The following is a 17,708-nucleotide window of genomic DNA, read 5'->3' as shown; positions in this document are numbered from 1 at the left end:
GCGTGACGGCAGTGAGGCGAAGCGTGGCGCTGGTGCGGCAAATGCGGTTCGCCTAGTGAACGCACGATGACCATGGAACCCGAAATCGTACCCGATACGCAATATCGCGGGCTGGTCGGCATACTCCCCGCTTACCCGCGCGCGCTGGCGCTGCTCGCGCGCTTCGACCGGCCGATCGGATGGCAATTGCTGTTCTGGCCCGGAGCGTGGGGCGTCGCGTTGGCGAAGGGGGCCGTCGAGCGCTGGGACCTCATCCTGTGGCTCGCGCTGGGGAGCATCGCGATGCGCGGCGCGGGGTGCGTCTATAACGACATCGTCGACCGCGGCCTCGACCGTCAGGTGGCGCGGACGCGGAACCGACCGCTCGCCTCGGGCGCGGTGTCGGTGAAGGCAGCGTGGCTGTGGCTTGCCGTGCTGTGCCTGGTCGGACTCGTCGTGCTGCTCCAGCTTCACCTTTATGCGCAGATCGTCGCGCTGATCAGCCTCGCTCCCGTCGCCGCCTATCCGTTCATGAAGCGGATAACCTGGTGGCCGCAGGCGTGGCTCGGCATCGTCTTTTCCTGGGCGGCCTTGGTCGGGTGGAGCGAAGCGACGGGGTCGCTGATGATGCCGGGGCCGCTGCTCTATGCCGGGTCGATCTGCTGGGTGATCGGCTACGACACGATCTACGCGCTGCAGGATGTCGAGGACGACGCGTTGGTCGGCGTGCGATCCTCGGCACGCGTGCTGGGCAGCCGGGTCAGACCGGGCGTCGCGATCTTCTACGCAATCGCGCTCGCGCTATGGGGCGCGGCGTTCTGGCAGTTGCGGCCCGACTGGCTGGTGCTCGTCGCCTTGCTGCCCGCCGCCGTGCATTTCGCCTGGCAAGTCGCGACGCTCGCGCCCGCCGACGGCGCCAACGCGCTCCACCGCTTCCGCTCGAACCGCTATGCCGGGCTGCTGATTTTCCTCGCCTGCATCGTCGTCGGACAAACCAGCTTTTGACCTTCGCATCGCGGCTACCTAAGTCCGCGCGATGCTGACCCCCGACATTGCCCGCGATCGCGCCCTCGATATCGTCGGGCGCGCGCGCGCCGCGGGGGCCGACGCCGCCGAAGCGACGCTCGCCGCTTCCGCCAGCATCGACGTGTCGGTGCGCTTGGGCGCGCTCGAGGATGTCGGGCGGTCGGAGGAAGAAGAGCTGGGACTGCGTGTCTTCGTCGGGCGGCGGTCGGCCTCGGTGTCGAGCTCGGACCTGTCGAGCCAGGGGATGGATGCATTGGTCGAGCGCGCCGTGGCCATGGCGCGTGAGGCACCGGAGGACAAATGGGCCGGCCTCGCGCCAGAGGACCGGCTGATGACCGGACCGCTTCCCGAGCTCGACTTGTACGACGACGGAGAGCCGGCGCCGGCATCGCTCAAGGAAGCGGCGCTCGCCGCCGAAGACGCCGCGCGAGCCGTGCCCGGCGTAACCAACAGCGAAGGCGGCGGCGCCTCAGCCTCGCGCCTCGCCTGGGCGCTCGCGACCAGCCACGGTTTTGCCGGGGCGTACCAGACCAGCAGCCACGGCATCCAGGCGAGCGTGCTCGCGGGCGGCGGCGGCGCGATGGTGCGCGACTATGCCTATCATGCCGCACGCCACCGTCGCGATCTCGACTCGCCCGAAGCGATCGGGCGCAAGGCGGGCGAGCGCGCGGTCGCACGGGTGGGCTCGGGCAAACTCTCCAGCGGGCCGATGCCCGTGGTGTTCGACCCGCGCGTCGGATCGTCGCTGGTCGGGCACCTTGCGGGCGCGATCTCGGGCGCGGCGATCGCACGCGGCACCAGCTTCCTGCTCGGCAAGCTGGGCGAGGCGGTGTTCGCGCCGGGGATCACGATCGTCGACGATCCGCTCCGCCCCCAGGGCCTGCGCTCACGCCCGTTCGATGGCGAGGGACTCGCGGTTGCGCGCACCGAGATCGTCCGCGAAGGCGTCCTGACGACGTGGCTGCTCGACTCAGCCTCGGCGCGGCAATTGGCGATGGAGCCGACCGGTCACGCGGTGCGCGGCGGCGGCGCGGCGGGGGTCAGCACCAGCAACGCCTACATCGCCCCCGGCGCAGCCGGGCGCGACGCATTGATCGGCGACATTGCGCGTGGCGTCTACGTCACCGAACTGATCGGGATGGGGGTCAATGGCGTCACCGGCGATTACAGCCGCGGCGCGGCCGGCTTCATGATCGAGAATGGCGAGATCACGCGGCCGGTCGACGAATTCACCATCGCGGGCAACCTGATCGAGATGTTCGCGCATCTGAACGCCGCCGATGATCTCGAATTCCGCTATCCGACCAACGTCCCGACCTTGCGCATCGACGGCATGACGGTGGCGAGTGGCTGAGGTCGAGCCCGGGCTGGCCGATGCGGTAGCGGCAATCGCCGCCGAAGCGGGCGCTCATGCGCTCGGCGAATGGCGCACCGACTTCAAGCGCTGGGAAAAGGAGCCGGGCAGCCCGGTCTGCGAAATCGACTTGTCGGTCAACACGATGCTGCGCGAGCGGCTGAGTGCGCTGCTCCCCGATGCCGGCTGGCTGTCGGAGGAGACCGCCGACGATTCGGTCCGCTTGAACAAGCGACGCGTGTGGGTGGTCGACCCGATCGACGGCACCCGCGATTATATCCGCGGGCGCGACGGCTGGGCGATATCGATCGCCTTGGTCGATGGCGAGCAACCGGTGATCGGCGTGCTCGACGCCACCGCGCGCGGTCAGGTATGGCGCGCCGAGGCTGGCAAGGGCGCGACGCTCAACGGCGCGCCGATCGCGCATAGCGGGCGTGCGAGCTTTCCCGGCGCGCGGACGCCGACCGATGTCTTGCCCAAGGCGGACCACGATCTGATGGCGGTCGCCAGGCCCAATTCGATCGCTTTGCGCATCGCGATGGTCGCCGTGGGAGAGGCCGACCTGCTCGCGACCCTGCGCTGGGGCCACGAATGGGACATCGCCGCCGCCGTCCTGATCGCGCGCGAAGTAGGGTGTGCGACAACCGATGCGTTGGGGCGCAAGCTGCGGTTCAATACCCCGCGCGCCGAAGCCTTCGGCGTGCTGGTGACAGCGCCGGCGATCCAGATGGCGGCGCTCGCGAGGTTGCACGATCGCGCAGTGGAGGCGCTCGGGACGGCACGTTGATTGCACTCTTGATCAGTTGAGATAAGCTCAGATTTTATCTGGAGAATCTCTTTTGCTAACCGCGCTGGTCCTGTTTGCCGCCGCCAAAGCCGTTCAGCCACGCGCGCCCGAACATCCGCCCGCGCGGCGCTACGCCTCCGAGAATTACGAACTTGCCTTTCCGACGCCGGCCAACATCTGGACGTGCCCGTTTCGTGCCGATTGGAGCGGTACGGATCACGGCACCGTCCTGTTCCTGACCCCACCGAAAAGCTGTGCTGGAGTCGGCTACTTATCCAGCGATCGCGCGTTTGGACCTCCGACCACGCCGCGGATCGAACTCTATTACGATCGTACTTTCATCCCCGACGGCGTCAAACCTTTCACTGACGATCCTTGCCGTAAGATTGGGGCGATCCGCTTGTTCGGCCAGCTTCGTCCGCTGTGTGTTGAGCGGTCGAAATGGGGGATAACAATCGTGTCGGTCGCCTCGCTCTACAAAGCGAAGCGCTATGAAACGAGGATAGCGTTGATCACGACCGGCGCTCGCTATCAGCAAGACCTGAGGGCCTTAAAACGTTTCGCGACGACGATCGGGACTTGCGACCAAAATCGCCAGAAGGGCCCTCGGGTCTGCACGGGCACTTATTGACCGATCAGACCGACGCCCCATCCCCCTGATACTTGATCTCCAGATACCGCCCCCGCGTCGACAGCGCGTCCAGGTCGCCCTGCGCGAGTTGCCCCGCCATCTCGTCGATCTGGCCGCCGATCACCTTGAGACCATCAACGAGTTGCTGATCCGGCGTCTTGCCGTTGCGCTCGACCCCACGCAGCCCCTTCGGCACCGCTTCATAGCCCTTGACGAATTCCGGCAACTGCTCGCCGACCAGCTTGCGGATTTCGGCGGCGGCGGGCTCATCCTCGCCCAAGGTCGCGAGCTGCGGCGCGAGCGCGTCGAGCTTTAGGCCGATCTGGTCGACCAGGTTGATCGCCGGCGCGGGGAGCATCGGGCGCTGCGCGTCCAGCCAGCGGCCGGTCTGTGCGGGAAGCGCCTTGATGTCGGCCTGACGTAGCCTCTCGAAGGTCGGCGCGGGGGTCGCCGGTGCGGCGAGCAGCACGACGGTCGCCACCACCATCGCGACCAGCATCAGGAAGAACCCCATCATGCCGATCGGGATCGCCAGCCCGATTGCCACCGCGACGCCGATGATCGCGAGATCGGCCACCGCCGCGCGAGTCACCCGCTTGGCGATGTCGTTCTCTCGCGCACGCCGCCCCGGGCCCGCCCGATAGCTTTGCGACGTTCGGTCGAGCGTCTCGCGCGCCTTGGCGATGACTTCGTCAGTGGAGGACATGAATGGTGACCTCCGCCGCTGGCCAACCATAGAGCGCCTCCCCGGCGAAGGCCGGGGTCCAGCATCGATCCGTTGGTCGTCGAACGTTTCGCTTCATCATCAAAACCTGCGCAACTGGGCCCCGGCCTTCGCCGGGGAGGCGTGCTCATTTGATGGCATTGGCCTCACTACACCGCCTCGAGCTTGAACGTGTCCGCCGACGGCCCCGCGAGCGACGCCTGCGCCTGACCCTCGGCGCGCGCGATATAGCCCTTCGACTTCTCGACCTCGGACGACAGCGTGCCGATCGTCGCCTTCATGCTGTCGAGCGCCTTCATCTTGAACGTGTCGACCGCGTCCATCGTGTCGTAGATGTTCTGGAACGCGCGCTGCAGCACTTCCACGGGAATCGTCGACGCCGCCGCCTGCTCGTGGATCGCCGCGGTATTCGATTTGAGCAATTTGCCGGTCGAATCGATGATGTTCGCGGTCGTGGTGTTGAGTTGGGTGACTTGCTCGAGCACGAGCTTCTGGCTGGTCAGCGCCTGCGCCACCGTCACCGCGGTGCGCAACGCTGCGACCGTGGTGGTCGATGCGCGGTCGACGCCCTTTACCAGCTCGACATTGTTCTTCTTGACCAGGTCGAGCGCGAGATAGCCCTGCACGCTCACCGCCATCTGGGTCAGCAGGTCCTGCGTGCGCTGACGGGCGTAAAATAGGGCGGTCTCGCGGATCGCCTTGGCCTTGGCCGGGTCGGTCGCGTCGAGCTCGTTCGCCTTGTCCTCGAGCTTCTGGTCCATCGCCTTGGCGAGGTGGATCATCTGTTCGAGCCGCCCCATCGACGTCCACAGATTGGCGCGCTCGGTGTCGATCGCGGCGTTGTCCATCAACAGCTCGTCCTTGCCCGACGTCAGGCTCTTGAGGATCGCGCTGATGTGCGTTTGCGACGATTTGTACTGGTCGAAATAGCCGGTCAGCCCCTTGCCGAACAGCTTCTCGAGGAAGCCGCCGCCGCCGAAGAACTTGCCGTTGGTCGCGTTGCCCGGGTCGAGCCGCTCGATCACGCGGCGCAGCTCAATCAGGTCGGTGCCGACCCCGGTATCCTTGTCCATCGCCTTGACCGGGCGGTCGAGGAAGCGATTGGACTGGCCGGCCGCGTCGCGAATCTCCTTTTGCCCCATCGCGGTAATGGCATCGACTCGCTTGCCGAATTCGGGCGAATCGACGTCTTGTGCGACAAGATCGTCGATGAACGTATCGACCCGCGCCTCGAGTTCGGTGCGCTTGGTATCGTCGATCGGCACCAGCCCCGCCGCCTTGGTCAGGCTGACCGCGGGCACCGGATCGGGCGCGGTGAGCACCAGATCGGGTTCAGCGGTCATCGTCTCGGTCGGCGTCGTCGCCATGGTCCATCCTTACATCGCTCAACGGCGCCAGCGACTCTGGCCGGGTTCGCCAGCACGTTCAAGTGTATTGCCTATGTAACACGGGACAAGTCTATGGCAAGACCGTTCCGCGCGCCCGTCTCGCTTATTTGTCGGTCGCCGTCGCCGCTGGCCCCGCGGAGAGCGGCGCGGCGATCGCCGGCGCCGGCGCGCTGCCCGTCGCCAGCCACAGCACCATGTTGCGCACCATCTGGCGGTTACCGGTCGCGTCGGGCGCGTTGAACCCCATCGGCAGGTTCTTGATCGAGATCTGCGCGCTCAGGTCGCCCGCCTCGCCGAACACGATCAGCCGCCCCTTGCCGACCAGCATCGTCGCGCCGCGCCAGTCGGCGCTGGTCGCGACGACCGGGTGGGGCAGCCCCTTGGCAGTGTCGAAGGTCCATTGCGAATCGAGCTTGAGCAGCGGTTGCGCGCCGGGCGGGGCGGTGAACGCGGTCCCGAAGAAGGTGCGGAACTGAACGACCCTCTGCGTCAGCGGACCGTCGATCAGCCCCCCATTGGCGCGCGTGAACAGCTCGGTCTGCGCGGCGTCATACGCTGCGTAGCGGTTATAGGTGAAGCCGAATGCCTGGGCGAGATCGCGCACGCCGCCGATGAACGGCGGATGGTCGGCGACCAGCATCAGCGCGCCGCCGCCTTCGACCCAATCGTGCAGCGTCTGGATTTCGGCCGGGGTGAACGCCGACAACGTGTCGATCGGCGACTTGCTGGGCGGCGGGGTCGGCGAATTGGGCTCGGCGATGATCAGCACGCGCAACCCCGCGAGGTTGGCCGGCGTGATCGCGTCGGCATAATCGACCATCACATAGCCGTCATTGCCGAGCAACGTCGCGAGCGGGCCGTAGCCGGTCTTGATCGTGTTGAACTCGCGATGCCCCGAATCGATCGCGATCACCGGGCCGGCGCCCTTTGCATAGATCGGGTTCGGCACGCTGACGTCGGCATCGGGATCGGGCCGCTGCTGCGCCAGCGCGGGCGACCACGCCACGACCAGCAACAGCGCCAGGACGTATCTGCTCAGGCTGCGCATCTCACCCCTCCCCATCCATGGCCTGACCATAGCAGATCGAGGGCGGAGCGGAACGTCGATCGACTCCGAATTCGAGCCAGCGCCGCGAACGCCGCCTAGACCGAGCCGCCCAGCCCCTTTCCGCGATGCAACATTTCGGCTACAGGGCGCGCCGAACCCGCCTTCTGGGCGCTCCAATCAGGATAGATCATGAATCTGCGCAACGTGGCGATCATCGCCCACGTCGATCACGGCAAGACGACGCTCGTCGACCAACTGTTCCGCCAGTCGGGCACCTTCCGCGACAATCAGCGCGTCGAAGAGCGCGCGATGGATTCGAACGACCTCGAAAAAGAGCGCGGGATCACGATCCTGGCGAAGTGCACCAGCGTCGACTGGGAAGGCACCCGGATCAACATCGTCGACACGCCGGGGCACGCCGATTTCGGCGGCGAGGTCGAGCGCATCCTGTCGATGGTCGACGGCGTCATCCTGCTGGTCGATGCCTCCGAAGGCGCGATGCCGCAGACCAAGTTCGTCACCGGCAAGGCGCTCGCTCTGGGTCTCCGCCCGATCGTCGTCGTCAACAAGGTCGACCGCCCCGACGAGCGAATCCAGGAAGTGCTCGACGAAGTGTTCGACCTGTTCGTCAGCCTCGACGCGAGCGACGAGCAGCTCGATTTCCCGGTGCTCTACGCGTCCGGCCGCAACGGCTATGCCAATGAGGATCCGAGCTTGCGCGAAGGCACGCTGGCGCCGTTGTTCAACACGATCGTCGAGCACGTGCCGCCCCCCTCGGCCGACCCCGATGGTCCGTTCAAGTTCTTGGTGACCTTGCTCGACCGCGACAATTTCCTCGGCCGCATCTTGACGGGGTTGGTGTTCTCCGGTTCGGTCAAGACCAACCAGCAGATTCACAGCCTGGATAACGACGGCAATATTGTCGAGACCGGGCGCGCGTCGAAGATCATGACCTTCCACGGGCTCGAGCGCGTCCCCACCGACGAAGCGCAAGCCGGCGACATCATCTCGATCGCTGGCCTGACGCACACCACGGTGTCGAACACGATCTGCGACCCGACCGTCACCGATCCCTTGCACGCCCAGCCGATCGACCCGCCGACGCTCAGCATGCGCTTTGCCGTGAACGACAGTCCCATGGCTGGCCGCGAAGGCACCAAGGTGACGAGCCGCATGATCCGCGACCGCCTGTTCCGCGAAGCCGAATCGAACGTCGCGATCAAGGTCACCGAGGCCGCCGACCGCGACAGCTACGAAGTCGCCGGGCGCGGCGAGCTCCAGCTCGGCGTGCTGATCGAGACGATGCGCCGCGAAGGCTTCGAGCTCGGCATCAGCCGCCCGCGCGTGCTGTTCGGCGAGGACGAGGCCGGCCGCAAGACCGAACCGTACGAGACCGTGATCATCGACGTCGACGAGGAATATTCGGGCACCGTCGTCGAGAAGATGGCAATCCGCAAGGCCGAGCTGACCGACATGCGCCCGTCGGGCGGCGGCAAGACTCGCATCACCTTCTCGGCGCCGAGCCGCGGCATGATCGGCTATCACGGCGAATTCCTATCGGACACGCGTGGCACCGGGATCATGAACCGGCTGTTTGAACGCTATGGTCCGCACAAGGGCAATATCGAGGGCCGCAAGAACGGCGTGCTGATCTCGAACGGCGCGGGCGAAGCCAACAGCTACGCGCTCGGGCCGTTGGAGGAGCGCGGCGTGCTGTTCGTCGGTCACGGCGAGGCGCTCTACGAAGGCATGGTGATCGGCGAGAACGCCAAGCCCGACGACCTCGAAGTCAATCCGATGAAGGCGAAGCAGCTCACCAACTTCCGCGCGAGCGGGGGCAAGGACGACGCGATCCGCCTGACGCCGCCCAAGAAGATGACGCTCGAACAGGCGATCGCATACATCGACGACGACGAAATGGTCGAGGTGACGCCGAAGTCGATCCGGTTGCGCAAGCGGTTCTTGGACCCGCATGAGCGGAAGAGAGCGAGCCGAGCGAAGCAGGCGGCGTAAGGCTCATCCGCTTGAGCGGCGCCGGCCGCAACCGCTGAAGGGGAGCAGTTCTAAGCGGCGTATTCGGCGATCTCGCATGTCTTGCGGGATCGAGCCGCAACGGCCTGATCGGCGTTTGCGGCGCACAGGTTCAAGACTTTTCCCAATGTCTGTACGTAGCGTGGCCAATCCGCTCGCTTCGACAACGCAAGCGTCGCGAGGGCGAGCGGGCGGCGGCAAAGGTCGAATGTCGGACCGAGACCAAGACATGGACCGGGGACCAATCCGCCCCGACGAAGCGATCCGTAAATGAGCGCTCGTGCCAACCGTCCGTTACCATCGCGAAAAGGATGCGCGAAAACGGTGTGCGCGTATATCGCGATGGCCTCGGTCACCGGCGGCAAGGCCAACGCGTAAAGGCTCTTCACCCGGTCCGCCCATCGCGCGAAATCGGCTTTCTCGAACAGCACGCCATTGTCGCCGTCGCCTCCCGCACAGATTTCGCCCGTCCTGATCTCGGCATCCGCACCGCGGATGACCGACACGAAATCCAGCAGGTTTTCACCCACGAAAGACGCTGTGCCGATCGCGTCCCAGCACCCGAGCAGGGCAGGCTCTGGCGTCGGACGATAGAAGGGTTTCCGCGTGATCCGGTCGGGCCAGCGTTCTTCGATAAGTGCCTGCACTGTCTGTTCGAGCCCAAAACAGGCGAGTGGCGATCCGAAGGCGTGCGCGGTTCCCCTGATCCTCGCCGCCGTCTCCGGCAGCGAGGATAGGGAATCGTCCGGCAGCGGGGGCAACGCAAGGCGGCGATACCGTTGTGCCATGGCCGCGGTTACACCTTCAACATGTGTCAGTAGACGGGGCGATCAGCCCGTGCCTGTGCACTTCTCGCCGTCGCGGCGGAGTGCCCAAGCCACCGGCCCAGGCTTCTTCGGGACGACGACGCAGATGTTCAGCCTCAGCCCACGCGGCTTGGAGACGAACACCACCGTGTCGACGAGTACGCCACCGCCACCGAGCCACGTGACCTTGATCCGCTGACGGCCGGGGAGCGTCCAAAGGCAAGCCCCGAAGCCACCGGTGATCGTGGCGCTCATGCTCAGGCCTTCCAGAGAAATCCTGAACGGCGCGACATTCGCGACTCCGGGGTTTACCGGCCTAGCGAAGCAAAGCGGGACCAGGCCTTCTTCGATGTATCCGGATGGCGCCGCTGAGACGACAGAATGGTTATACCAGTGATCAATGGGCATATGCCGGATCCCTATAAAAATCGACGTACCTGTAAGTTGTACCTGCCGCACTGAACGGTCCAAATTCGCCTTGGCTGGTGAGGCCATTCCATGTGTGCGGCCCTGGTGATATCCACATAATCCAATTAGTCGCCCCGGCTGCTGGACTGGCCATATCGTAATAAGATGCAATGATATTGGAATATTGTTGCACCGCGTTGACCGCAGTCGTCCAAGCCCCTTGTTGCGCTGATCCGCTGACCGTGGCGAGGGGCGATGCCGCCAGATAACTGCGTCCTGCGTTGTTGTTGATGACCTGCATGATCAGAGCAGCAACCATCTGACGATCGTTCGGGTCCTCGATTCCGCGCGTCTCGTTATACACGACTGCCGCCTTCTGCGCATCGGTCATGTTCTTCGGCAGCACATAAAGTCCGGGATATTTCTTGCTGGCCACGACACCATCCAGGCTGCCGTAGATCTGGGCTGAGCCCGGATCGGCGGGCATATACGAAGCCTGCATGAACTGGCCGTCGCTGCCGAAGCTCGCGATCGTGTTCGGGATGCCAACTCTATAGGTAGTGCCGTTGATGATGATGTCGTTGCTGGGCTCCGAATCGGATTGCTGCACGGACTGCCGGGCCGCCGCAAAACCAGTATCGCTGATCTGAGCGCTGAGCTGGCTGCCGAGACCGAGGGACGCAATGTAGTCAGCGATTCGCTGGTTCGCCGTTGCGGCATCGGGTGCCTGCTGCACGATACTGGTCAGATCGGTACGAATCTGATCCTGGCGCTGTGCATAATTGAAGAAAGCTCCAGCCGAGATCGCCGCGCGGACCTCGATCGATTCCGGGCCATGCTGCGTGGCGAAATAATCCATGTAGGCCGCTTCGGGACCGTTATAGTCGGCGCTGTCATAGCCTCGGTTGTCGCCGGTGCCGCCTTGGCCTTCAGTCTGCGCTTCCTCAACAGGGATGTAGTAGGCGAATTCCGTTGCGCCGTCTTCGACGGCATCCATCTCGTCATCGAAGATCGCGCTGTAGGCGTAGTCGATGTCCGCGTCGCCGCCGTCGCCCGGCGGGTCAGAAGGAGGCTGGTCACCACCGCCGCCACCGCCATCGTTAAACGGGTTGGAATCGGTATCGTAACTGCACAGTCCGCCCATGACACGCTTGAGTTCCGCCTGGGTCAATACTCGTAACATACTATTTTCCTCGCATGGTCCTGCCGGCGCCACGGTACGTGAACATAACAGGAACATACGATGCATCTAAAACGAATTCCTACAAGTCAAGCTGGTCTGAAGTGTTGGCACGTCACCAGCCGCACGACCCCGACCGCTCGTTTCGCAGAGCCGGTTCAAACCTCCCGATCGAGGCAGCCGACGCGCCGGCTCTCGCCGGCAACGAAGTCGCGGGCGCGGCGAGCTCCATCTCAACGCTAATCGAGACTATGCGCTCGGGAAGCCGAACTCGGCCTCGGCCGACTACGCGTGCAGTTCGGCGAAAACGCCAAGACCGACGGCCTCGAAGTCAACCCGATGAAGGCGCAGCAGTTCACCAACTTCCGCGAGCGGGGGCAAGGACGACGCGATCCGCCTGCGCAAGCGCTTCCTCGACCCGCACGAGCGGAAGAGAGCGAGCCGGGCGAAGCAGGCGGCCTGACGGCTGAACGCTACGCGCGCCGCAGCGTCATCCGAGTCTCCGCTGGCACCTCCGCGGCCAGCCCAGGCTGATCGTCCGGCGTAAGCACGGTGGCGTTGCCGGCGACGCTCACCAGGCGCCATTTGCGCCGGTCGCGCCCGTCGAGGATGCGGAGCGCGCACGTCATGCCGGCGGCGCCCGCGACGGTGAAGCTCGCTTCGTCCGCGCCATCCTCGACGTCGATCAGCGGATATTCACAGAACACCGTGACGCCGAGCTTGCGCAACCGATGCCATGCACGCGCGGCAAAGGTCGGGGCCGCGCCCGCACCATAGACTTCCTGCCCGACCTGCCCGGGCGCGTCGCCGTTGCCGTACAAATCCTCGAGCGGGATCGCGAGCTTGCGGTCGATCTCCCCATTGCGGACTTGGTCGGGAAGCAGGTCGGCGGGCAGCTCGGACGGATAATAGCCCCACGCGCGAAACAGCGTGTAGCGGCAATATTCCGCGATCAGCATGCGCGCCGATTGCGGCAGGTCCTCGCGACCGCCGAGCAGGTAATTGCCCATCGCCGCGAACGATTCGAAACATTCGAACAGCGCCATATACGGCCCATCGTGGAGCGCGGACGCGCCGAGGAAGCAGCTGTAATGCTCCGCCGCGCCGATCGCCGGCTCCCAGAATATGGTGTTGTGAAAGAAGCTCGCCGCGAAGACGAGGCTTTCGTCGAGGAAGTAGCGGTCGCCAGTCTCCTGCCATAGCCGCAGACAGGCATTGACCCCATAGGCGGTCAGGTTGAGCTGATAGGCGAGCTCGAACCGCATCGACCGCATCGCGCGCACCGCCCGCGCGGCCTCGTTCAGATACAGCCGCCGCCCGGTCAGGTCATAGGCCAGCAGCATCACGCTGGCGTAGATGCCGCCGACGTCCGATTGACCGGGCTCGCCGTCCTTGCGGTGGCGCTTCTTTACCTTGAGCGTGCGGATGTCGAACAGCACCGGCCAGCGATAATCGAAGCGGCGCGCGACCTTGACCGCGAAGTCGAGCGAGTCTTCAAACAGCTCGCGCGCCTTGGCGTCGCCGCGTTGCGCGAGATGACCGAGCGAAACCAGCGGGTGATAGATGTACCAGCTGTCGACCTCGTTCTCGTCCTTCTCGTTGCCGAGCTTGCGCGACTCCTCGACGACATTGGGCAGATAGCGGCGAACGATCCCGAGCCGCGGGTCGAAGAACCGGTCGACCCCGCCCGCCAACCGGGTGGCGAGCTTGCGCCCCGCGCCGGTCTTTCGCGCGAACACGTCGAGCGGGTTGAGCACCGCGAGCTGGCACATGCTGTCGGGCACCTCGGCGTCGACATAGGGCCGCAAATAGGTGTGGCCGTAATGGCGCACGGCAACCTTGGGGGAGCGCGAGAGGTCGCGGATCGTGCGCCGCGCCATGCCCGGCCAGTCGCGATAGACCGTCGCGGGGCGAGTCAGATGGGGATAGATGCCGGCGAGCAGATCGAGGAACGTCCGCGCCGAATCGCGCGCGTCATCCAACGTCCGGTCGGTGAGGCTGAGATAGGCGTCGGACAGCGTCACGCGCTCGCCCGCCGCGAGCGGTTTGTCGCCCTCGCCGAAGTGCGGCGCGATCGGAAGCTCGAGGCCAAGCTCGGGCCAGTGCCCGCCGACGACGCCATCGGGAGTCGTGCCGGTCTGGCGGAAATATCGGTTGAGCAGCCCGAAATCCTGAAAATAGAGCGCCGATCCAAGGCCGTCGTCGCGCCCCAGGAACACGATTCCGGCATTGACCCCGCGCTGCGCCGCTTCGACCCAGCCGCGCGCCGCGAGCGGATCGCGGTCGCGTCCCAGCGCGTACAGGTCGCGCGGGCGATGGCGGATCGTCAGCGGCCGGTCGGGCGTCAGCGTCGCGGTCGCGCGGACCAGTCCGCCGTCGCGCGACAGGATTTGGACGTTCGCCTCCTGCTCGCCGATCGCGCTGGCGCAGCGGATGATCGCCGCATCGGGCCCGATCGTGACATCGTGCGGCTCGACCCCGCCCGGCGCGTGCGCCAGCCGCAGCGCGTAGCCGCCGGCGTCGCGCTCGATCAGCAGCCACAGCGAATCGCGGCCGCGTGCGACCGTGGCGCGCCATTGCCCCAGTTCGAGTTCGCCGAGCCGATCGAGCTTTTCGGCGAATTCGGCGGCGGCATAGAGCGCGCCTTCGGGCAGTGGTTGTCGAACCGTTTCGCGCATCTCCGTTTTCCCTGTCGGGACTGCAACGCACCGTTGCGCGAGCGGTTCGATCGCGAGCGAGGAATCTACGTAACCTGGATTAGGTTACGGAGGGTCAGCGGCTCATTGGACGGGCGGCGGTCCGTCGGGAGCGGCAACCACCGGCGCGGCATCATTGTTGCGCAGCCGCCAGGCACGCCGCGCCATCCGCCATTGGCGCCACGCGGCGCGGTTGGCGGCGACTTGCGGACTGGGCGAAGCCGCTTGCGGTCGAGAACCGGAATCGACGGCAGGCGGATTACCCGACGCCGCAGCCATCGACCGGCTCTCCAGCCGTTTCTCATATTGCTGCGCGAGCCGCGGATGCCGCCCGAGAAACGCCGTGCGGATGCGGGCGATCTCCGTCTTGCGCTCGGCGGGCGGCAGCGCGCGCAACCGCCGCCATTCGGCGGTCACCGCGCGCCCGTCGCCTGGCGCCGCGCCGATCTCCTCCGCGAGCGCGCGCACCACCAGCGGGCGTTGCGCCAGCGCGGGCGGGAACCCGGCGGCAGTCATCGCGGCTCGGCGCCGCTGCCGGCGTTGCCAGTCGATCGCCGGCGCGGGTGCCGGATCGGGCGTCGGCGCAGCGAGCGCGACCGCTGCCCCTTCCTCGGCCGGTTTGGCGCGCAGACGCACGGCATGCGCGACCTTCGGCCCGGCCGGCGTCGGCGCCGCGGCGACATGCGTGATCCCCGGGATACGGATCGGCAAGCGATCGAGCAGCCCCGTCGCCGCGGCGGTCGCGCTGGCGACAAGCAGGGCGCCCACGCCGAAGAGCACGCGCCCGTGCCGCCGCCAGCCGCCGCGCGATGACCGCCGCAGCGGAGCGCGGCCAGCGGTCGCCGCCGTCACGACGTCCGCCGCAAAGCCGGTCCGCATCGCCGGTACGCTTGCATGGTCGAGCGCGGCGCGTTCGGCTGGGGTGAAGCCGGTCATGCCGCGTCTCCCAGGCCGATCAGCCCGCGCGCCGCCAAGCACCCGCGCATCGCGCCGCGCGCGCGCAACAGCAATGATTCGAACGCCTTGAGCTTCATGTCCAGCACCTCGGCCGCCTCCGCATTGGGCAGCTCCTCGTAATAGGTCAGCACGATCGCGGCGCGGTGCCGCTCGGATAGATCCCCCAGCGCCGCCAGCGCCGCCGCGCGCAGTTGCGCCGCCGCGATCCCCTGATCGGCACCGGGCGCATCGTCGGCACGCTCGGGCAGTTCGGCATCGCTCGCAAAGCGCCGCCGCCTGAGCCGGTCGAGACACAGATTGACCGCGACCCGGGTCAGCCACGCCGCGATTCCCGCCTGCCCCGCGCGCCAGCGATCCGCGGTCGCCCACAGCCGCAGCAACGCCTCCTGCGCGACATCCTCCGCCTCGGCCGCGTCGCCGATCATGCGGTACGCCACGCGGTGGAGCATCCCAGCCTGCGCCTCGACCACGCGCGAAAACGCCAGCGCGTCGCGCGCGGCAATGCGCGCCATCGTCGCATCGTCGTCCGCAGCGACATCCCTCGCGCGTATCTGGCCGCTCAGCACGACGTCCCATCTACTCCATCGCGCTCAACGCACGAAGCCCCGCCGCCCTTCGCGAGAGGGAACGCGCGGTGCCGCCGCGCCGTTCTACCCCTTGAGGAGCACGCCATGAGCAAGAATGCGTTCGACAGCCCCGAAGGCTATTCGGGCCAAGACTATGACCGCGACCGCGAAGCGGCCGAAGGCGTCAAGCTACCGAGCGGCACCGTCGCCGCGCGCCCCGGCGACGTCCCGCCCCCCGACGATGCCGACCTGCCCCCCGACGCCGGCAAGCGCGCCTCGTTCGACCCACAGACCGGCGAAGTCCACGGCAGCGGGATGGGCGCGGGCGGCGGCAATCCCGGCGAGGATTACGACAGCGACCCCGCGGCGGGCGACGGTTTCCCGCAAACCGGCGAGGGCAGCCGCTGAGCCGCGCTCAGCCCTCCGCCATCTCCATCATCACCGCCCACTCGTCCTCGCGCACCGGCGTCACCGACAGCCGTGACTGGCGCAGCACCTCGAGCTTCGCCAGCCGCGGCTCGGCCTTCATCTCCGCGAGCGTGACGTGATGTTTGAGCGGCGCGATCGGCTCGACCGCGACCGACGCCCATTCGCCCTTCTCCCCGTCGGGCCGCCACGTGCGAGTCACTTCCATCACACCGACGCAAGCCTTCTCCGTGTTCGAGTGATAAAAAATCGCGCGGTCGCCCACGCTCATGTCCTTGAGGAAATTGCGCGCGGTGTAGTTGCGGATCCCGTCCCATTCGGTGCCGCCGTCGCGCACCAGATGTAGCCAGCCATAGACATCGGGCTCCGAACGGAGAAACCAATACGCCATCACCAAAAAACCTCCTTCATTTTCGCCCGGTTGGCGTCGGGCTACCGCCGCGCCGCGAAGAAGTCGCGGAGCAGCACCGCCGCCTCGTTTTCGCCGATTCCGCCATATACCTCCGGTCGGTGGTGCACCGTCGGCTGGCCAAACAGTCGCGGTCCGTGCTCGACCGCGCCGCCCTTGAAGTCGCTCGCGCCGTAATAGAGCCGCGCGATCCGGGCATGGGCAATCGCGCCGGCGCACATCGCGCAGGGCTCGAGCGTCACCCACAGATCGCAATCGGACAGCCGGTCGTCGCCGATCGCCGCCGCCGCGTCGCGAATCGCGAGCATTTCGGCATGCGCGGTCGGGTCTTGACGCGCGCGCGGCGCGTTGGCGGCGGTTGCGACGATTCGGCCGTCGAGCACGACCACCGCACCCACGGGGACCTCGCCTCGTGCCCCCGCAGCGGCGGCCGCGTCGAGCGCGGCACGCATCGGATCGGGCAGTTTGAACCCGCTTATTGCGCCGCCGCCGTGTTGGCCGGCGCCGGCTCGCCGGGCTTGTTGATCTGGACCGTCGGCACCGCGACCGTCTTGTTCTCGCTGCCCACCGTGACCGTCGCCATGTTGGCGCTGACCGAAGGCGCGGTTCCGGTAACCTTGAGCGACCCGGCCGAACCGTTCAGGGTCAGCATTCCCGTCCACAACAGCACGATGAGGATGATCGCGGCGAGCGCGATCAGGCCGAGCAGGAACCGCATTGCATTCTCCCCTGGTGAATCGAATCGTTGACGTAATAACCCTTCGTCGGCGCGGGTTGTTGCTCTGTCTAGAGCGAATCTGTTGACCCGGCGAGCGCTTGCCGCTATCCGCGCCACCTTTCCAGGGCAGGTTGATACCTGGCCGAAACTCAGGATTATACGACATGTCGCGCATTTGCGAGCTGACCGGCAAGGGCCGGCAGGTGGGCAACAACGTTTCCCACGCCAACAACAAGACCAAGCGGACGTTCCTGCCCAACCTGCAGAACGTGACGCTGATCAGCGACGCGCTGGGCGCCAGCGTCAAGCTGCGCGTGTCGACTCACGGGCTGCGCTCGGTCGAACATGTCGGCGGGCTCGACAATTGGCTGGTCAAGACCAGCGACGACGATCTGTCGCTGCGCGCGCGCCGCCTCAAGCGCGACGTCAAGAAGAAGCTGAGCACCGCCACCGCGGCGTAAGCTGCGCTGCGGCTCGTTTTCGAAGCCCGCTTTCCATCAGGCGTTTAGCCATAGTTTGCGTCATGCTGAACTTGTTTCAGCATCCAACGTGCAGCAAAATACCTGATCGCTTG

General features: G+C 66.3%; 19 protein-coding genes. 7 read left to right on the top strand and 12 right to left on the bottom strand.

The genetic code is table 11. The features are described from left to right. Positions 1-72: 72 nt before the first annotated feature. Genes ubiA through VH326_RS07550 form a run of 4 tightly spaced genes read left to right on the top strand, consistent with a single transcriptional unit; the run spans position 73 to position 3,777 of the window. Positions 73-984: a 4-hydroxybenzoate octaprenyltransferase gene (gene ubiA / locus VH326_RS07565; RefSeq protein ID WP_329631365.1), complete on the top strand. Its 912-nt coding sequence runs from the start codon at positions 73-75 to the stop codon at positions 982-984. A 31-nt stretch (positions 985-1,015) separates the two neighbouring features. After that, positions 1,016-2,359, top strand: a complete 1,344-nt coding sequence (locus tag VH326_RS07560; RefSeq protein WP_329631195.1) for a TldD/PmbA family protein — start codon at positions 1,016-1,018, stop codon at positions 2,357-2,359. After that, complete coding sequence (locus VH326_RS07555) at positions 2,352-3,146, top strand: 3'(2'),5'-bisphosphate nucleotidase CysQ (RefSeq protein ID WP_329631194.1); 795 nt, start codon at positions 2,352-2,354, stop codon at positions 3,144-3,146. The genes VH326_RS07560 and VH326_RS07555 overlap by 8 nt, the downstream gene beginning before the upstream one ends. A 52-nt stretch (positions 3,147-3,198) precedes the next feature. Next, positions 3,199-3,777 (top strand): hypothetical protein, encoded by a 579-nt coding sequence (locus VH326_RS07550; protein WP_329631193.1) that lies wholly within the window; start codon positions 3,199-3,201, stop codon positions 3,775-3,777. A gap of 4 nt (positions 3,778-3,781) precedes the next feature. Here VH326_RS07550 and VH326_RS07545 read toward each other — a convergent pair whose 3' ends face one another. The 3 genes from VH326_RS07545 to VH326_RS07535 form a co-directional block, all read right to left on the bottom strand. Further along, positions 3,782-4,483, bottom strand: coding sequence for a hypothetical protein (locus VH326_RS07545; RefSeq protein WP_329631192.1), 702 nt, complete (start codon positions 4,481-4,483; stop codon positions 3,782-3,784). Between the two features lie 167 nt (positions 4,484-4,650). Continuing rightward, on the bottom strand, positions 4,651-5,868 hold the full coding sequence (locus tag VH326_RS07540) for a toxic anion resistance protein (protein ID WP_329631191.1): 1,218 nt from the start codon (positions 5,866-5,868) through the stop codon (positions 4,651-4,653). A 124-nt stretch (positions 5,869-5,992) separates the two neighbouring features. Continuing rightward, complete coding sequence (locus VH326_RS07535; RefSeq protein ID WP_329631190.1) at positions 5,993-6,937, bottom strand: hypothetical protein; 945 nt, start codon at positions 6,935-6,937, stop codon at positions 5,993-5,995. A gap of 189 nt (positions 6,938-7,126) precedes the next feature. Here VH326_RS07535 and typA point away from each other — a divergent pair, with 189 nt between their 5' ends. After that, positions 7,127-8,950, top strand: a complete 1,824-nt coding sequence (typA, locus tag VH326_RS07530) for a translational GTPase TypA (RefSeq protein ID WP_329631189.1) — start codon at positions 7,127-7,129, stop codon at positions 8,948-8,950. A gap of 50 nt (positions 8,951-9,000) precedes the next feature. Here the strand turns inward: typA and VH326_RS07525 are convergent, their stop codons facing one another. The 6 genes from VH326_RS07525 to VH326_RS07500 form a co-directional block, all read right to left on the bottom strand. Beyond that, positions 9,001-9,756: a Fic family protein gene (locus tag VH326_RS07525; RefSeq protein ID WP_329631188.1), complete on the bottom strand. Its 756-nt coding sequence runs from the start codon at positions 9,754-9,756 to the stop codon at positions 9,001-9,003. A 42-nt stretch (positions 9,757-9,798) separates the two neighbouring features. After that, entirely contained in the window at positions 9,799-10,029 is a 231-nt protein-coding gene (locus tag VH326_RS07520; RefSeq protein ID WP_329631187.1) for a hypothetical protein, read from the bottom strand. Positions 10,030-10,171: 142 nt separating this feature from the next. Beyond that, positions 10,172-11,365, bottom strand: a complete 1,194-nt coding sequence (locus VH326_RS07515) for a hypothetical protein (RefSeq protein ID WP_329631186.1) — start codon at positions 11,363-11,365, stop codon at positions 10,172-10,174. A 470-nt stretch (positions 11,366-11,835) separates the two neighbouring features. After that, positions 11,836-14,040 (bottom strand): hypothetical protein, encoded by a 2,205-nt coding sequence (locus tag VH326_RS07510; protein ID WP_329631185.1) that lies wholly within the window; start codon positions 14,038-14,040, stop codon positions 11,836-11,838. A gap of 102 nt (positions 14,041-14,142) precedes the next feature. Then, entirely contained in the window at positions 14,143-14,994 is an 852-nt protein-coding gene (locus tag VH326_RS07505) for a hypothetical protein (protein WP_329631184.1), read from the bottom strand. Continuing rightward, a complete protein-coding gene (locus VH326_RS07500; protein ID WP_329631183.1) occupies positions 14,991-15,527 on the bottom strand; it encodes a sigma-70 family RNA polymerase sigma factor in 537 nt (178 codons plus the stop codon). Before VH326_RS07500 ends, VH326_RS07505 begins: the two co-directional genes overlap by 4 nt. Before the next feature lie 159 nt (positions 15,528-15,686). On the opposite strand from VH326_RS07500, the gene VH326_RS07495 reads away from it, so the two are divergent. Further along, the gene (locus tag VH326_RS07495) at positions 15,687-15,989 is read left to right on the top strand and encodes a hypothetical protein (protein WP_329631182.1); all 303 of its coding nucleotides are present in this window, start codon (positions 15,687-15,689) and stop codon (positions 15,987-15,989) included. 7 nt (positions 15,990-15,996) lie between these two features. Here VH326_RS07495 and VH326_RS07490 read toward each other — a convergent pair whose 3' ends face one another. From VH326_RS07490 to VH326_RS07480, 3 genes are read right to left on the bottom strand one after another with little or no spacing between them, the layout of a single operon-like run. Next, a complete protein-coding gene (locus VH326_RS07490; RefSeq protein ID WP_329631181.1) occupies positions 15,997-16,398 on the bottom strand; it encodes an EVE domain-containing protein in 402 nt (133 codons plus the stop codon). A gap of 41 nt (positions 16,399-16,439) precedes the next feature. Continuing rightward, positions 16,440-16,868 carry a nucleoside deaminase gene (locus tag VH326_RS07485; RefSeq protein WP_329631180.1) on the bottom strand — a complete coding sequence of 143 codons (429 nt, stop codon included), beginning with the start codon at positions 16,866-16,868 and terminating at the stop codon, positions 16,440-16,442. A 23-nt stretch (positions 16,869-16,891) separates the two neighbouring features. Further along, complete coding sequence (locus VH326_RS07480; RefSeq protein WP_329631179.1) at positions 16,892-17,134, bottom strand: hypothetical protein; 243 nt, start codon at positions 17,132-17,134, stop codon at positions 16,892-16,894. Positions 17,135-17,298: 164 nt separating this feature from the next. Here VH326_RS07480 and rpmB point away from each other — a divergent pair, with 164 nt between their 5' ends. Continuing rightward, positions 17,299-17,595, top strand: a complete 297-nt coding sequence (rpmB, locus tag VH326_RS07475) for a 50S ribosomal protein L28 (protein WP_329631178.1) — start codon at positions 17,299-17,301, stop codon at positions 17,593-17,595. The last annotated feature ends 113 nt before the right edge of the window (positions 17,596-17,708 follow it).

The organism is Sphingomonas sp. (assembly GCF_036269755.1).
In the GTDB taxonomy this organism is placed as follows: Bacteria; Pseudomonadota; Alphaproteobacteria; order Sphingomonadales; family Sphingomonadaceae; genus Sphingomonas.
This window is presented reverse-complemented; position numbering and strand designations above follow the sequence as displayed.

Excerpts from the sequence above, each read along its gene's own strand:
- ubiA (WP_329631365.1), top strand. The coding sequence starts at position 73 with ATGGAACCCGAAATCGTACCCGATACGCAATATCGCGGGCTGGTCGGC.
- VH326_RS07560 (WP_329631195.1), top strand. The coding sequence starts at position 1,016 with ATGCTGACCCCCGACATTGCCCGCGATCGCGCCCTCGATATCGTCGGG.
- VH326_RS07545 (WP_329631192.1), bottom strand. The coding sequence starts at position 4,483 with ATGTCCTCCACTGACGAAGTCATCGCCAAGGCGCGCGAGACGCTCGAC.
- VH326_RS07540 (WP_329631191.1), bottom strand. The coding sequence starts at position 5,868 with ATGGCGACGACGCCGACCGAGACGATGACCGCTGAACCCGATCTGGTG.
- VH326_RS07535 (WP_329631190.1), bottom strand. The coding sequence starts at position 6,937 with ATGCGCAGCCTGAGCAGATACGTCCTGGCGCTGTTGCTGGTCGTGGCG.
- typA (WP_329631189.1), top strand. The coding sequence starts at position 7,127 with ATGAATCTGCGCAACGTGGCGATCATCGCCCACGTCGATCACGGCAAG.
- VH326_RS07525 (WP_329631188.1), bottom strand. The coding sequence starts at position 9,756 with ATGGCACAACGGTATCGCCGCCTTGCGTTGCCCCCGCTGCCGGACGAT.
- VH326_RS07520 (WP_329631187.1), bottom strand. The coding sequence starts at position 10,029 with ATGAGCGCCACGATCACCGGTGGCTTCGGGGCTTGCCTTTGGACGCTC.
- VH326_RS07515 (WP_329631186.1), bottom strand. The coding sequence starts at position 11,365 with ATGTTACGAGTATTGACCCAGGCGGAACTCAAGCGTGTCATGGGCGGA.
- VH326_RS07510 (WP_329631185.1), bottom strand. The coding sequence starts at position 14,040 with ATGCGCGAAACGGTTCGACAACCACTGCCCGAAGGCGCGCTCTATGCC.
- VH326_RS07505 (WP_329631184.1), bottom strand. The coding sequence starts at position 14,994 with ATGACCGGCTTCACCCCAGCCGAACGCGCCGCGCTCGACCATGCAAGC.
- VH326_RS07500 (WP_329631183.1), bottom strand. The coding sequence starts at position 15,527 with ATGGCGCGCATTGCCGCGCGCGACGCGCTGGCGTTTTCGCGCGTGGTC.
- VH326_RS07495 (WP_329631182.1), top strand. The coding sequence starts at position 15,687 with ATGAGCAAGAATGCGTTCGACAGCCCCGAAGGCTATTCGGGCCAAGAC.
- VH326_RS07490 (WP_329631181.1), bottom strand. The coding sequence starts at position 16,398 with ATGGCGTATTGGTTTCTCCGTTCGGAGCCCGATGTCTATGGCTGGCTA.
- VH326_RS07485 (WP_329631180.1), bottom strand. The coding sequence starts at position 16,868 with ATGCGTGCCGCGCTCGACGCGGCCGCCGCTGCGGGGGCACGAGGCGAG.
- VH326_RS07480 (WP_329631179.1), bottom strand. The coding sequence starts at position 17,134 with ATGCGGTTCCTGCTCGGCCTGATCGCGCTCGCCGCGATCATCCTCATC.
- rpmB (WP_329631178.1), top strand. The coding sequence starts at position 17,299 with ATGTCGCGCATTTGCGAGCTGACCGGCAAGGGCCGGCAGGTGGGCAAC.